Below are 12,363 nucleotides of genomic sequence, written 5' to 3' on the forward strand. Positions count from 1 at the left end.
GTCATTTTGTTTCAAAACGGCAGCTTTCTTAGTGTTGAAAAATAAAACAGTCAATTGAAAGGTAGAAATGGATTTCCGTTGCAAGCTACTTGCTTTCCTGTGGGCGACCGCCAAGCCGCTTCCTCCGCTACCGCTCCGTTTAGTGGCTCGCCTGTCTCTCTATCCCACGGGAGTCAAGTAGCCTTCCACTCCAACCCACCAAAGTGTTACCTTTTTATAGAAAGTTTTTTAGTAAATTGAAGGTGTTCACTACTCTTTATGAAGTGGTGTTGTCAAGCATCACATCTCCACATTGAAAATAACCCTCTAAGAATATAGATAATGGGCGATTTGATCGCTCCACTACTATGAAAAAAGTAAAGACATTTTGCAGAATAGTTGATTGGAGTGGAGCCAGCGTCACTCCTAGGGGATTTAGCGTCACAGATGAGACCCTAGAGCGAACGTAAGTGAGTGAAGCGGCTCATCGGACGCCCCCTGGAAAGGACGCTGGCGGAACGGAAATCAACCTCTCACCTTGCAAAGTTACTTTTTCTGCTGTTGACATCATCTTTTTTCAACAACAAAGCTGTCATTTTGTTTCAAAATGGCAGCTTTTTATATACAGCACAATCAATGCTCTTTACATTTAGGGATTACAACAGGAAGGTCTTTTTATTTGATGATAGATTTTGGAAGGAGTATTGTTCAAAATGTGGAATTAAAATAAAGTTCGCTAAAAAGATGCATTTTACCATCGTCGAGACTCAGTTTTAGTGGTTTGGCACATCACTTTATTAATCATTACATGTTTGGAAACAGAATGAACAATAAAAGGAGAGAAAAACATGAGTATAGAAATTTTTAATGGAGAACGATCTGTAGAGAGTGTGCAATTTGAAAAATTATTGTTTTCACAAAGTAATAAAAAGAGCTTTTCTAGTATTGAAAATGCTCAACAAATTATTAAGCAAAGAGGAACAGAAAATATTCACCCCTATGTGATTGGGGAGGATGTCAATCTTTTAAGCGCTTTGAAGGAGCAAACATTCGAGGATATGCAGGTTTTTATTTTAAATGACCAAAAGTCTTCATCACAAATGGTGATTCTTTATATTCATGGTGGAGCTTGGACGAATCAACCTTTAAATTTACACTGGTTGTTCATGGATAAAATGGCACAAGCCTTAAATGCAAAAGTTATTGCGCCTATCTATCCAAAAGTCCCTCATTTTAGCTATCAAGATACGTACCCAAAGATGCTCAACTTATATAAAGAGATTCTAGCATCTATTGAAAGCTCCAATCAATTAACCATTATAGGAGATTCAGCAGGTGGAAATATAGCACTTGGTCTAATTCAACTGTTGAAGCGAGACGGTCTGCCTCAACCACAAGATATTATGTTATTGTCGGCATGTGTTGATATGAGTTTAGAAAATCCACTTATTCAGGAATATGAAGAAAACGATCCCATGTTAGCTAGTGAAGGAATGGAAGTCATAACAAAAATATGGGCAGCTGATAAAGCTCTAAAGGATCCAATAATTAGTCCAATTTACGGCGATTTTCAAGGAGTTGGCAAGATAACTCATTTTATTGGGTCCCACGAAAGCTTATATCCAGATGCAATACAGTTTGATGAGAAGCTAACAGAACAAGGCGTTGCAATCAATACCTTTGTTTATCCTAAGATGAATCATGTGTTTGTTGTGATGCCAATCCCTGAGGCAGTGGATGCGCAACAGAAGATTATCAATATCCTAAGTAAATAATTCACAGAAAAACGTGTTTTGTCCATTCAAAACACGTTTTTTTCTATGTACATTTTTAGCAAGGTTTATTTATCTGTAGATGTTTGAAAAATAAAAGTGTCTCAAAACAATCAATCATTGCAATTGATTTGGGAAAATTTAATCAATCATTAGAGCTTACCTCCAATATTTTAAAAGCTCCTGAATATGATGGGTGTTTTTACAGCCCTACTAGTAAGTAAAAAAAGATTCTAAGTAAGCTAAATTGTACGTTTAACCCCTTTGGATAGGCCTATTTAAAGGGTGTTTTTATTGTTCGCCAGAATCTTTGAGATTACCACTTATTCCTTGATAACGACCAGTTGTCGATAATCCATTTACAACATGTATGGAAAAATTTATAGTGAGGCGTAGAAAGGACAGTGATCATATGAAGGTGGAAATATCGATTGACCCTACATATAAAGAACCCAAAGTAATCATTCTCACAGATAAAATGACTGATGACATTGAGCATCTTATGCAAATTATTACTACGACAGCAGAAAGCACTTTATTAGCTTTCTCCCATAAAGGCGTTGAATTGATCGATAGTAAGGAGATCGTGCGTATTTATACAGAGCAAAAAAAGGTTTGTGTCCAGAGCATTCACGGTGTTTATACGGTACGTTTGCGTCTTTATGAGCTGGAGGAAAAGCTCAATCCTCAAATGTTTCTCCGTATTTCAAATGCTGAAATAGTCAATCGCTACATGATCAAGCATATGGACATTAGTAGAACAGGTACAATCGGAGTTGAATTGAAGAATGGCACGAAAACATACGCTTCTAGGCGTTATGTAAGCAAAATTAAGAAGCAATTAGGAATCTGAGGTGATAAATATGCGAAAAGACATTTTAACACGTATTATTGGTGGATTTTTGATCGGTATAGTGATGGGACAAATTGTGCAATTCTTTGTATCAATGGGCATAGGGCAAGGAAAATATGTTTGGGTGGTACCAGAATTTCGTGCTTACTTTACAGATGAAATAAGTGCAATAATTACTCAAATTCTATTAACGGGTGTTATTGGCATTACCTTTGCTCTTGCTGCACTTATTTTTGAAATGGCTAGCTGGGGAATGTTGAAGCAATATTTCGTCCACTTTTTCATAACGGCAATGATTTGGATACCGATTGTAACGCTACTATGGATGCCAAAAACGATGGCTAATATTTTTTCTCTCGTAGCCAGCTTTCTTGGAACTTATATTGTGACATGGGTTTTACAATATAGATTTTCACAACGTGACATAGAAAAAATTAATGCGATTCTTACCAATCGAGGTGAAGAGCAGGATGATTAACATAAGAGATTTAACAAAGCTTTATAAAGAGCGTGTAGTCGTTAATCAATTAAATTTACAAATCCATCAAGGTGAACTTTTCGCTCTTTTAGGACAAAATGGTGCTGGCAAAACAACCACAATCAAAATGTTGTGTGGGCTCCTTTCACCTACAGAGGGGGATGCCACAATAGATGGAAAAAGCATTGTGCAAAATACACAGGCTGTAAAACAAGTTATTAATATTTCTCCTCAAGAAACGGCCATTGCGCCTAATTTAACGGTATATGAAAATCTATTATTATTCAGTCAGATTTATGGCTACGAAAAAGAAAAAGCACAACAACAAGTATATGACAAAATGGCCTTATTCGGACTGACTCCACATCAGCATGACAAGGCTAAGACACTATCTGGCGGCTACCAGCGTCGTTTAAGTGTAGCAATGGCTTTAATGTCAAACCCAAAGGTATTGTTCCTCGATGAACCGACTTTAGGGATGGACATACGGGCAAGGAATGATGTATGGAACATATTGAAGCACTTAAAAGGACATGTCACGATTATTTTGACCTCCCATTATTTGGAGGAGATAGAGGCTTTAGCTGATCGTGTAGGAATTATGCATCATGGGCAAATATGTGCACTAGGCACGATCCAACAATTGATCAGTGAAACAGGCAAGCATTCTTTAGAAGAGGTATTCTTGGAAAAAACAGAGGAGGCGTTATTGTGAGGGTAGCTGCGTTTGCAACAAGGAATCATAAAGAGATTGTCCGCGATCCAATCACTTTATTATTTGGTATAGGCTTACCAATTCTTTTATTGGGCTTATTTTCTGTTATGCAAAAAAATATGCCATTTGCTTTATATGAAATGAATAACCTAACACCGGGCGTCATTGTATTTAGTTTTTCTTTTCTCACACTGTTTTCAGGAATGCTACTAGGAAAAGATAAAAGTTCATCCTTTTTAATGAGGATTTTTGTTTCTCCTTTGTCTGCCGCTGATTACATTTTAGGGTATATGATACCTTTACTACCAATAGCTCTGCTACAAATTTTTGTTTGTTTAGCTACCGCCATGTTTTTAGGGTTGCCATTTAATAAGCCTATCCTCTTTATGATTCTTGTACTTCTAATAATTTCACCACTCTATATTAGTTGTGGATTATTATTTGGGACATTATTTACAGATAAGCAGGTAGGAGGGATATTTGCCATCTTTGTTAATGTGACAACTTGGTTAAGTGGAACATGGTTCGAATTAGATATGATTGGTGGACCATTCCAAAAGATTGCGCAGCTTTTACCTTTCATGCACGCAGTCAATGCAGCTAGGGCTATCTTACATGCAGAGTATGCGAATGTGTTTTATTCACTTATTGTTGTCTTTGGTTATACAATAATTATGACAATTCTCGCTATCTTTATGTTTAAGCAGAAAATGCAAGGCAGTACAAAATGAAAAAAAAGGCAGCTCCGACGTTGGGCTGCCTTTTTTATTAATCATGATTTAATGTCGCAGCGATTTCAGGTTGCTGCTCTACTTGGCGTAGCATATTAAAGGAAGCAATCGCTACTTCTACTTGATCGTCCTTCGGTTCACGAGTTGTTAGTAATTGGAGCCATAAGCCAGGGTAGCCAAGGAAGCGTAACACTGGAATATTACGGCAGGCATTTGTCGCTTGTAAGACTTCAAATGAGATCCCCAGAACAACAGGAATTAATAGAATACGATCTAAAATACGAAGCCACAGTGGATCTGTAGGCACAAAGAAATATAAAAACATCCCAACGAACACTGTGAATAATATGAAGCTACTGCCGCAACGATAGTGTAGGCGTGATTGAGCTTGAACATTTTTTACGGTAATGTCTAACCCAGCTTCATAGCAATTTATCACCTTGTGCTCTGCACCATGGTACTGAAATACTCGTTTAATGAGGGGGGTTAACGAGATAAAATATAAATAGGCTAGCAGTAACAATAATTTAATACCGCTTTCCAGTAAAATTTGTCCCGTTTTTCCTTCAATCCATTTTGAGAAAAAATCAGCTATAAAAACAGGAATTAATGTAAAGGCAAATTTTCCAAATAGAAAGGAAAGAATACCTACTACAGCAACGCCCAGTATCATTTGAAGTTTAGAGCCTTCTTCTTTATGATCTTCCTCTTCACCAGGTGTCACATCATAGCGATCCCCAGCAAATTGCATGTGACGAGAACCTAAGCCAGCGGATTCAATTAGCGCGACAACGCCTCGTACAAATGGGATTTTTTTAAGCTTTTGTAACAAAGGTTTTTGTACTTTTTTGAAATGATAATAATCAATGGAATCATCGTTACGACGAATGGCTGTAACAGTATGTTCCTTTCCTCCGAACATCACACCNNTCTAATTGTGCTTGTCCCCCGTATACAGGTGAATTGCTCAAGGCTAACACCACTCTCTTTATATATTTCAACTGTACCATTGTACTAAATTTAGTGAAAAACCTCTACCGTTACGCATAGTAAATTTTCTATATGGCTACACTAATCGTACATTTTAGGAAATAATTAGTGTGCATAAAGGAGAGGTATAGGGTGAAAGTAGCGACAATTACAGCACTTGTCAATGCGCTTGTTTTAGCGCTGTGCTTAAAAGGTTTACATTATTTCCATCTCATTAAATGGCATCCGATAGGGTTTTATAAAAAATGGAATTGGTTTGAAGAAAGCTCCAAATTATTTCAATGGACCTTTTTTATTTTTCTACTATTTATTATCGGCTTATTTTTATACATGACTATGCGCTATGTATATATCATCCCAGCTGTTTTTTCTTCCCTTTTATTAGGTCTTTTGGTGACCATCTCATTGGAATGGATTGCTTTAGATTTACCATTACAGCTTACGTCTTTTAAAAAACTGTCGATTCCCTTTATGGTGACCGTTATTTGTTTATTACGTTTCTTGCTTGAAACCGCCAATTTCCATCAGAAGGAACATACAGCACAAAAACAAAGTTGAAGGTACAAAATATCCCCTTCGTTTAAGGGGATATTTATGGCACCACTAGTTGAAATTAGTTGCTGAATGCACGGTGTATGATAAAATAAATGGCAAGTACATAGAAAGAGGCGAATAGAAGCGTGAAGTTATTATGTTTGAATGGACCGAACTTAAATCGACTTGGTAAACGAGAGCCACATATTTATGGACATGAAACATTGGATGATGTTCGAGAAAATGTTCAAAATCTTGCGGCTTCTTTAGGTGCTACAGTTGAATTTCGTCAATCCAATCATGAAGGGGTACTAGTAGATTGGGTGCATGAAGCAGAGGACGAAAAATATGATGGTATTATCTTTAATCCTGGTGCATATACCCATACAAGCATCGCATTGCATGATGCGATAGCAGGTATTTCTGTGCCAGTTATCGAAGTACATATTTCCAATATCCACAAACGTGAGGCTTTCCGACATCATTCCTATCTTGCTCCGGCCTGCCTTGGTCAAATTTGTGGACTAGGTACGAAAGGCTATGAACTGGCACTACGTACATTTATCGAGAGGGAGAATTGATTATGTTGAAATTACAAAAGCTACGTAAAGCACTTCAAGAACAAAGCATCGATGGTATTTTAATTACGAATGGGTACAACCGTCGCTATATGACAGGTTTTACAGGGACAGCAGGCGTAGCAATTGTGTCTCAAAATGATGCTGTATTTATTACAGATTTCCGTTATACAGAGCAGGCTGCTGCACAAATTCAGGACTTCCGTATTGTCAAGCATGAAGCCACAATTATTGAAGAAATTGCTACTCAAGTAAATAATATGGGTATCAAATTATTGGGCTTTGAGAAAGATACTGTAAGCTATGGCACTTATGAACTGTATAAATCGAAGATTCAAGCAGATTTAGTGCCGATTTCTGGGCTAATTGAAAAAATTCGCTTGATTAAGACGGAACAAGAGATTAATATTATTAAGGCTGCGTGTGAAATTGCAGATCACGCATTTACACATATTTTAGGCTTCATCAAGCCTGGTAAAACCGAGCTTGAAGTTTCGAATGAATTAGAATTTTTCATGCGTAAACAAGGAGCAACTCAGTCTTCGTTTGACACGATTGTTGCGTCTGGTCTTCGTTCAGCATTACCACACGGCGTTGCAACGAATAAAGTGATTGAAAAAGGCGACTTTGTTACATTAGACTTTGGTGCGCTTTATAATGGCTATATTTCGGATATTACACGTACTGTGGCTGTGGGAGAACCATCTGAAAAATTGGTAGATATGTACAATACAGTCCTTGCTTCTCAACTGTTAGCACTTGAAAAAGTGGGTCCTGGATTAACAGGTATTCAAGCGGACGCGATTGCACGTGACTACTTAAAAGAAAAAGGATATGGCGAAGCATTTGGTCATTCTTTAGGACACGGTATTGGTCTTGAAGTACATGAAGGCCCTGGCTTATCGATGCGTTCTGATACAGTGCTAGAGCCAGGTATGGCCGTGACGATTGAACCAGGTGTTTACTTACCTGGAATCGGTGGTGTCCGTATCGAGGATGATATTTTAATCACAGAAACGGGTAATGAACTACTAACACATTCGTCAAAAGAACTCATTATTTTATAAACTTTGGAGGAACACAAATGATCTCAGTAAACGATTTCCGTACAGGTCTAACAATTATTGTTGATGGCCAATTATACCGCGTGTTAGATTTCCAACACGTAAAACCAGGTAAAGGTGCTGCGTTCGTACGTTCTAAATTGCGTAACCTACGTAACGGCTCAGTGAATGAAAAAACATTCCGCGCTGGTGAAAAAGTTGAAAAGGCACAAATCGATAATCGTAAAATGCAATATTTATATGCACAAGGTGACGAGCATGTATTTATGGACTTGGAATCATATGAGCAAACTGAACTAGCTTCATCTGCTATTGAGTATGAATTAAAATTCCTAAAAGAAAACATGGAAGTGCATATTCAATCTTACCAAGGTGAAATGTTAGGTGTTGAATTACCAAACACTGTTCAATTAGAAGTAACAGAAACAGAACCAGGAATCAAAGGTGATACAGCTTCTGGTGGTACAAAACCTGCTACTCTTGAAACAGGTCTAATCGTACAAGTACCATTCTTCGTTAACCAAGGTGACGTTTTAATCATTAACACGGATGAGGGTTCTTACGTTTCACGTGCATAATGATCAGCCTACTCTTTTCATTAAAGAGTAGGTTTTTATTTTTTTCTTATACATATACTGTCAAATCGTTCATTTAATGTGATAATAGATAGAAGCACTATTTAATTTTTATTGAGGTACTATCAAGTTTCTATCATCAGATAGATGGTCATTACTGGTAGAATTGTTTACAATCAGAGTAAGGAGTGAAAGGTATGCTACAAACAACATTTGATATGCGATATCCAATTATACAAGCACCAATGGCAGGCGTGACATCACCTAAATTTGTGGCGGCTTGTGCTGAGGCAGGCCTATTAGGTTCAATTGGTGCAGGTTACTTAGATGGTGAACAAACAAAGCAGTTTATTCAAGAAGTGAAGAAATTAACGACAAAGCCCTTTGCGGTCAATTTATTTGTGCAAGAAGAACCCAAAATTGATGTCGAGGTTTTACAACAAGCCAGAATGGCACTGCAACCTTTTTACGATGAATTAGGATTATCCCCTGTACAGAGCGTAACATCAAAGGAAGTTTTTGCAGGACAGGTTCAAGCTGTGATTGAAGAAAAGGTAGCAGTTTGTTCATTTACATTTGGGCTGCCATCTCCAGCTGTTCTTAAACAATTAAAAGATCATGGCGTCTATACGATTGGTACTGCTACCACATTAGAGGAAGCCATACTGGTGGAGCAAGCAGGAATGGATGCGGTTGTATTACAAGGGGGAGAGGCTGGCGGTCATCGAGGCTCTTTTACTGACCCTCTGCAATTAATTCCATTGCATGACTTACTACAACAAGTAGTGGGAAAAGTTGCGATTCCAATTATAGCTGCGGGAGGCCTTGTAACCAAAGAGGATATTCAAAAGGCACTTGAAAGTGGGGCACAGGCAGTTCAAATTGGGACGGCTTTACTAGTGGCAGATGAATGCGAAATTTCGCCACTCTATAAAAATGCTGTATTGGCATCAAAAGAACAACAAACGACGATTACGCTTGCATTTACTGGTAAACCAGCAAGAGGTTTAGCAAATGATTTCACGAAACGTATGGAGGATGCGACAGTAGCACCCTATCCACTACAAAATTATCTAACGACTACCATTCGTAAGGAAAGTGCTGAGCAAGGTAATGCAGAATATTTATCCATGTGGATGGGTGAAAATAGTCACCTCATACAGCAAACGGATACGGTGAAAAACATTGTGAGCAAACTATTATAATTTTTTATCGTAGAAGATCTCTATACATCTGTATAGAGGTCTTTTTTTTTGAAGAGCGACATATATTGCTGTACACGAGGGGGCGTAGGAATGGAATTACAAGACGTATTAAGAGTTGCTGGAGTGGGACTAGTCGTTGCGCTTCTTCATGTTTTCTTTGATCAAACAGGGAAGAAGGAGTTTTCATTTTTCCTCTTTTTCATTGCTTACTTATATATGACAGCAGAATTACTTCGATTTTTACGTCTATTCTTTAATGAGATTTTAACCTTCTTCCAATGGCTTACCTCATCCGGGTAATGTGAATGGAAATTGTCATCGTCGCTGTTGTCATGCTGCTTTTATTATTGCTGATAAAAGAAGTTATACAGCCACTCCATGCGCTAATCAGTGTGATGTTTTCTTTTTTGCTTTTTGGCATGTTGTTCTCGACGCTTTTATTGCCTTTCGCCAAACAATTGTTAGAAACACTTGCGTTTTTACCTTATGCGAAGGCTATTTTAATCAGTGCAAGTATGTTCTATGTCGGGCAGTGGGTGGCATTGCTTTTGGCAGAACATAATTATAAAGTGCTCGGGAACATCGTTTTTGCTGCGGTGAAAATTGTGATTTTGCTGTATTGGTTTAAAGAATTTCTGGCTGTTCTACAGGAGGTGTCGGCCATTTTAAAAAGGCTAAACTAAGGAGCGAAGCCATTGCAGGAGCAAATATTATCGTTTTTAATCGACCCATTCTTTCTCTTGCTCAAGATGACGCTCATGCTTTGCAGCTACGTCATCATCATTTTGATTGTGAACATGCTATTACCAGAGTTTGAAAAAGGGACAAGGATACTTTTTTTTCTTATCGTTTTAGCAACAATCGGTCCTGTTGTTGTCAACTCCTTTACATTAATTGATGAAATTGCACAAGGACTAGCCCATCTATTTACGGCATTTTATCCGATTCTTACATCAAGCTTTTTATTATCCAGTAGTATTACAGCGATTGCTTCCTGGCAGCCTTTTTTACTGTTTTTTGTACAAGTCCTCACCATTATCAGTAGTAAGTGGCTTATTCCTGGCGTGCTTTTGGCCATTGTCTTTGATGTATGCAGTGTCATCGTAAAGGAAATATCCTTTACTCGAATAGCTGAATTAATTCGCTTTACAATTATGAGCATCGTGTCGGCCTCAGTTATTTGCTATGTCTTACTGATGACCGCAAGTGGTGTAGCAGCATTTAGTGTCAATGCGGCTGTAGCAGAGCCCGTCAAAAAATTAATTGAAGAAAATATTCCAGTTGTTGGTTCTTTTATTGTGGATAGTTTTTCGATGTTTCAGCATATGACTCAATTTACATCTTCTCTTACAAGTATTAGCGCCTTTATCGCCGTCATTACGGTGTCTTTTATCCCAACCGTGCAGCTTGTAGTTAGTGCCTATTCTTTGAAAATGCTTGCTGCTATTTTAGAACCGATTGCCTTTGATGATATTTGTAGACTACTAGATCAAGTTAGCAAATCACTATTTACTTTATGTGCTGTATCATTTTTAATTGCTTTTTCATTTATGTTTTCTTGTTTTTTCCTCATTGTGTTCGTACAAGTCATGGCAGGGGGGAGATAGATTGATTCTTTTATTGGCATTGCTGTTTGTCTGTCAGATTTTTGTGTTTCTAACGGATGATAAGGAAATAATTTCACTGACAAAGTTGGTCATCACGTTAGTATTTTTGCAATTGCTATTAAAGATTCCATTTATCAATTCATAGGAAGAAACAAGCGTACATACACTTGAAAAAGAGAAGATGAAAGGAGGCAATGTACAAGTGATGTGGAAAAGACACGAAAAAAAACAACGTCATTGATGGTTTTAATTTTGATAGCTGCCTCCGTGGGAATTTTCATCATTTTACCTATGTATCAAACGAATTCAACAAGCGACAATGGTTCACCGCTCACGAATGAAGAAAAACTTGAGCAAACCCTGAAGGCAATGGAAGGTGTTGGGAAGGTTAAAGTCTACTTTTATTATGGAGAGATGACAGATGATCAGAATGCCAATAAACTATTCAGCCAATATTTTCGAGGGACTGAACAAGGCACGAAAAACGTGACAGGAATGCTCGTTGTTTCAGAGGGTGCTTCCGATATCTTTGTGAAAAATGAAATTCGTGCTGTCGTCAGTCAAGTGATGCAATTACCGATTCATCGAATTATTATCGTTCCAATGGAAAATAAGGAGGAAAAGTAAATGCGCGTACGTAGAAGAACAGTTTGGTTTATGACATTATTAAGTTTAGTAGCAGTCATTTCAGTGTATTATTTGGTAGATCCAGCAAAGCAATTCAATGGTCTTACTATTTTTACAGATGATACACTGCAACAAACAGCTGTCACAGGTGTTACAGATCAGGAGGCAACAAATGATATAACACAAGAAGTATCTTCACCAAGTCACTTATTTGAAGAAATGCGTATGCAGGTTAGTGATGAGAGAAGTCAGCTTCGTGAACAGTTAACACAAAAGATTGCCTCAGAAGAATATTCTGCCGAAGAAAAAAATGAGGCATATAATGAAATGGATGGCCTTATTAAACGTGAATCAGCTGAAGCTATGCTTGAGATGCTCGTAAAATCATTAGGCTACTCTGATGCGTTTGTTCGTGCTGAGGGAGAAAAAGTGTCGGTGACAGTGATGGCAGAGGAATTGTCAAAAGCCCAAGCAAACGAAATTATTTATTTGGTAAAAACAGAGATGGAAGGCGCAAATGATGTGCAAGTTAAGTTCAGTGCAAATAATTATTAAAAAATAAAGAAAAAAATAAATTTTTAGTTAATTATTAAAAGGTTGTTATATATCAGCTTCATGAAAAGGCTTTCGCTTAGTAAAGGAAAGCCTTTTATTT

16 protein-coding genes and 1 pseudogene are annotated in these 12,363 nt (G+C 37.6%); 16 read left to right on the forward strand and 1 reads right to left on the reverse strand.

Features of this window, described 5'->3' with window-relative positions; genetic code table 11:
• Positions 1-827 precede the first annotated feature (827 nt).
• From B3D98_RS16510 to B3D98_RS16530, 5 genes are all read left to right on the forward strand, one after another.
• The gene (locus B3D98_RS16510) at positions 828-1,754 is read left to right on the forward strand and encodes an alpha/beta hydrolase fold domain-containing protein (RefSeq protein WP_288584381.1); all 927 of its coding nucleotides are present in this window, start codon (positions 828-830) and stop codon (positions 1,752-1,754) included.
• 409 nt (positions 1,755-2,163) lie between these two features.
• The gene (locus B3D98_RS16515; RefSeq protein WP_048392281.1) at positions 2,164-2,604 is read left to right on the forward strand and encodes a LytTR family DNA-binding domain-containing protein; all 441 of its coding nucleotides are present in this window, start codon (positions 2,164-2,166) and stop codon (positions 2,602-2,604) included.
• A gap of 10 nt (positions 2,605-2,614) precedes the next feature.
• The gene (locus tag B3D98_RS16520) at positions 2,615-3,082 is read left to right on the forward strand and encodes a DUF3021 domain-containing protein (protein ID WP_048392282.1); all 468 of its coding nucleotides are present in this window, start codon (positions 2,615-2,617) and stop codon (positions 3,080-3,082) included.
• Positions 3,075-3,797, forward strand: a complete 723-nt coding sequence (locus B3D98_RS16525) for an ABC transporter ATP-binding protein (RefSeq protein ID WP_048392283.1) — start codon at positions 3,075-3,077, stop codon at positions 3,795-3,797. Before B3D98_RS16520 ends, B3D98_RS16525 begins: the two co-directional genes overlap by 8 nt.
• Positions 3,794-4,528 carry an ABC transporter permease gene (locus B3D98_RS16530; RefSeq protein WP_288584385.1) on the forward strand — a complete coding sequence of 245 codons (735 nt, stop codon included), beginning with the start codon at positions 3,794-3,796 and terminating at the stop codon, positions 4,526-4,528. The genes B3D98_RS16525 and B3D98_RS16530 overlap by 4 nt, the downstream gene beginning before the upstream one ends.
• Positions 4,529-4,565: 37 nt before the next feature.
• On the opposite strand, the pseudogene B3D98_RS16535 reads toward B3D98_RS16530, so the two are convergent.
• Positions 4,566-5,538: pseudogene (locus B3D98_RS16535) on the reverse strand (DUF1385 domain-containing protein).
• A gap of 112 nt (positions 5,539-5,650) precedes the next feature.
• Here B3D98_RS16535 and B3D98_RS16540 point away from each other — a divergent pair.
• The 11 genes from B3D98_RS16540 (at position 5,651) to B3D98_RS16590 (ending at position 12,263) form a co-directional block, all read left to right on the forward strand.
• Positions 5,651-6,076: a hypothetical protein gene (locus B3D98_RS16540; protein WP_048392286.1), complete on the forward strand. Its 426-nt coding sequence runs from the start codon at positions 5,651-5,653 to the stop codon at positions 6,074-6,076.
• A gap of 122 nt (positions 6,077-6,198) precedes the next feature.
• Positions 6,199-6,633 (forward strand): type II 3-dehydroquinate dehydratase, encoded by a 435-nt coding sequence (gene aroQ, locus B3D98_RS16545; protein ID WP_004231111.1) that lies wholly within the window; start codon positions 6,199-6,201, stop codon positions 6,631-6,633.
• 2 nt (positions 6,634-6,635) lie between these two features.
• Positions 6,636-7,697 carry a M24 family metallopeptidase gene (locus tag B3D98_RS16550; RefSeq protein WP_081010950.1) on the forward strand — a complete coding sequence of 354 codons (1,062 nt, stop codon included), beginning with the start codon at positions 6,636-6,638 and terminating at the stop codon, positions 7,695-7,697.
• A gap of 17 nt (positions 7,698-7,714) precedes the next feature.
• On the forward strand, positions 7,715-8,272 hold the full coding sequence (efp, locus tag B3D98_RS16555; RefSeq protein WP_004231115.1) for an elongation factor P: 558 nt from the start codon (positions 7,715-7,717) through the stop codon (positions 8,270-8,272).
• Positions 8,273-8,466: 194 nt separating this feature from the next.
• Entirely contained in the window at positions 8,467-9,474 is a 1,008-nt protein-coding gene (locus B3D98_RS16560) for an NAD(P)H-dependent flavin oxidoreductase (RefSeq protein WP_048392287.1), read from the forward strand.
• A 90-nt stretch (positions 9,475-9,564) separates the two neighbouring features.
• Positions 9,565-9,774 carry a hypothetical protein gene (locus B3D98_RS16565; RefSeq protein ID WP_012295089.1) on the forward strand — a complete coding sequence of 70 codons (210 nt, stop codon included), beginning with the start codon at positions 9,565-9,567 and terminating at the stop codon, positions 9,772-9,774.
• A 5-nt stretch (positions 9,775-9,779) separates the two neighbouring features.
• Positions 9,780-10,157 carry a hypothetical protein gene (locus B3D98_RS16570; protein WP_016994741.1) on the forward strand — a complete coding sequence of 126 codons (378 nt, stop codon included), beginning with the start codon at positions 9,780-9,782 and terminating at the stop codon, positions 10,155-10,157.
• Positions 10,158-10,169: 12 nt separating this feature from the next.
• Positions 10,170-11,081, forward strand: coding sequence for a stage III sporulation protein AE (locus B3D98_RS16575; protein ID WP_004231121.1), 912 nt, complete (start codon positions 10,170-10,172; stop codon positions 11,079-11,081).
• 1 nt (position 11,082) lies between these two features.
• The gene (locus tag B3D98_RS16580) at positions 11,083-11,226 is read left to right on the forward strand and encodes a hypothetical protein (protein WP_004231124.1); all 144 of its coding nucleotides are present in this window, start codon (positions 11,083-11,085) and stop codon (positions 11,224-11,226) included.
• A 62-nt stretch (positions 11,227-11,288) separates the two neighbouring features.
• A complete protein-coding gene (locus tag B3D98_RS16585; protein ID WP_048392288.1) occupies positions 11,289-11,708 on the forward strand; it encodes a hypothetical protein in 420 nt (139 codons plus the stop codon).
• Positions 11,709-12,263 (forward strand): SpoIIIAH-like family protein, encoded by a 555-nt coding sequence (locus B3D98_RS16590; RefSeq protein ID WP_004231131.1) that lies wholly within the window; start codon positions 11,709-11,711, stop codon positions 12,261-12,263. It begins immediately after the preceding gene.
• The last annotated feature ends 100 nt before the right edge of the window (positions 12,264-12,363 follow it).

This window comes from Lysinibacillus sp. UBA5994 (genome assembly GCF_002429725.1).
Taxonomy (GTDB): domain Bacteria; phylum Bacillota; class Bacilli; order Bacillales_A; family Planococcaceae; genus Lysinibacillus; species Lysinibacillus capsici.